Raw genomic sequence first — 2,236 nt, 5'->3', positions numbered from 1 at the left:
TTTAGGTGCTTGGAAAGAAAGTGGCAGAGGGCAAAAATATATTTTCTTCCTCCTGCCTCCTGCCTTTCTTCGGTCAATATGAATTTGCCAGACTAGTAGACTGGGCTGGAAAAAGTTTCGGTAAGAGAAGGCTAGACGATGATTACAACCTCCGGCCTTTTTCAGGCTGCGATCGCCGCTAACAAAAATAGGCTATCTACCAAAATTGTGCTTAAAACTGCGCCACCAAAGGCATACCAGTGCCTTTGATTTCGACCTAAAGCGAAAATCCCGACTGTTAGTAGCACTAAGGCAAGAATTATTGCCCAACTTTGTCCCCAGGGTGTTTGTACTTGCATGAGGGCATTTTGTAAGATTTGCGGTGCTACATCTGCATCTACTCTCATAATTTGCCGCCAATAGGGCATCAAATCTACTAGATAAAAATATACATCTGTTAAAGCTGTACCGAGTAAAGAACCTAAATAAAACCAGCTACCTACCTTGCCCCAATTCTTCATTAGACACCAGCAAGCAAACGGTAAACCTATAGATTCCACTGGCAGATGCCATAAAGGTTCCCAACGTAACCAGCCCCAGTAAATCGCCCCTGCTAACCAACTCCCGCTAAATCCTAAGAGTAAATCTCCCCAGACGTAGGTTGCAGTCCGTGACATTAAGCTAAAACTTAGCCACACCCAAAATGCTGTAAGCGCTAAACTCAGATTTGGTAGCGATCGCACTATTGGCGCTTCTATAAATACTGGCACTGTTACCAAAAACACGGCTGCCGCAAACACCAACCAAGTTTGTCGCTCAGAAGTAGATAAAGGGAGAGAGGGAGAAAAAGAGAGTGTAGATTCCAGTTGCCTGATACCATTCTGCCCAGTATCAGCCAAATCCAACTCGGTATCAATAGAAGGGGTAGAAGCAGTGTAGGAGGACAGTGTATTATTAATCAATGTTTTTAATATTTGTTACTAAACTTTATCTTATTTAAGATATCACACTTTAAAATCCCCCCCTAGGGCATTGTAATTATACTGAAATTTCGGGGAGCGCTGGCATAAACGAAACAAAACGTCCTGCGCCATACTTAATTTATTCAAAGTTGTACTATTTACAGAACTCCTCTGTAGTGCATTGTGAATGAGCGATTACTGAAAGATGAGCGGTAAAATTTGAAAATTAAAAAGTGAACTGTCATGAGTCCACTAAATATTAAAGTTTGATGAATTTCCGAAATTGCGTTGACTTATTGAGATGGGTGTAAGAACATAGTCAGCGTCTTCGATGATGTTATTGATTCAGTCAAATTGACTTTTCTACAAGACTAGGTGCTATTGAGAGTATATAAAAGAACATCATCATCTAAATAATTATGTATATAACAGAAAAAAGGTATTAATTGCATATGGAGTTTATTCAAGCTTTTATTTTGGGTATTGTTCAAGGTATTACAGAGTTTTTGCCCATCAGCAGCACTGCACATCTTCTGATTGTGACAAAGGTATTTGGTTGGAAAGAGCTAGGTTCTAAAGATTTTGTTGATGCAATTCAATTTGGTAGTGTTATAGCTATTGTTTGGTATTTTTGGTCACTAATTTCTAGTATTGTCAAAGGTGGAATCGAAGCGCTGAAAGAGAAAGACTGGCAACGTGAGGAATGGAAAATTCTTGTTGGTATTGCAGTAGGAACAATACCTGCTTTAATTACCGGTTTTATTTTAAAAGATATTCTACCGGAGAGTGCATTAATAATTGCCATTATGTCAATTATTATGGCAATTTTACTAGGGTTAGCAGAAAAAATTGGCACTCGCAAGCGAGGTTTCGATTCATTGCAGATTCGGGATGGTATTTTAGTTGGACTGGGACAAACACTTGCTTTGATTCCCGGTGTTTCTCGTTCTGGTTCAACGTTGACAACTGCCTTATTTTTAGGATTAGAACGCGATACAGCGGCGAAATTTTCATTTTTATTAGGGTTTCCAACTCTTACCATTGCTACCCTGTATAAAAGCCTAAAAATATTCAATTTATTTCAAGCCCAACAGTTGCCAGATAACATTGTTGGATTGTTAATTGTCGGGATTATTTCAACCTTTATTTTTTCCTACCTATCAATTGCATTTTTGATCAAATACTTACAAACCAAAAACACTTTGATTTTTGTTTGGTATAGATTAGCGTTCGGTAGCGCTATTTTAGCTGCGATCGCAGCAGGTTGGAAAGGATAATAGTTATTAGTTATTAGT

At 38.6% G+C, this 2,236-nt stretch carries 2 protein-coding genes; one reads left to right on the top strand and one right to left on the bottom strand.

What is annotated here, in order from left to right; genetic code table 11:
• Positions 1-161: 161 nt before the first annotated feature.
• On the bottom strand, positions 162-941 hold the full coding sequence (locus RRG12_RS43300; RefSeq protein WP_420760912.1) for a DUF3120 domain-containing protein: 780 nt from the start codon (positions 939-941) through the stop codon (positions 162-164).
• Between the two features lie 452 nt (positions 942-1,393).
• On the opposite strand from RRG12_RS43300, the gene RRG12_RS43295 reads away from it, so the two are divergent.
• Entirely contained in the window at positions 1,394-2,218 is an 825-nt protein-coding gene (locus tag RRG12_RS43295) for an undecaprenyl-diphosphate phosphatase (protein WP_069069001.1), read from the top strand.
• Positions 2,219-2,236: the final 18 nt, after the last annotated feature.

Source organism: Nostoc sp. CALU 546 (assembly GCF_048836525.1).
The sequence above is the reverse complement of the archived record's forward strand: the minus strand, read 5'-3'. Positions and strand labels throughout refer to the sequence as shown.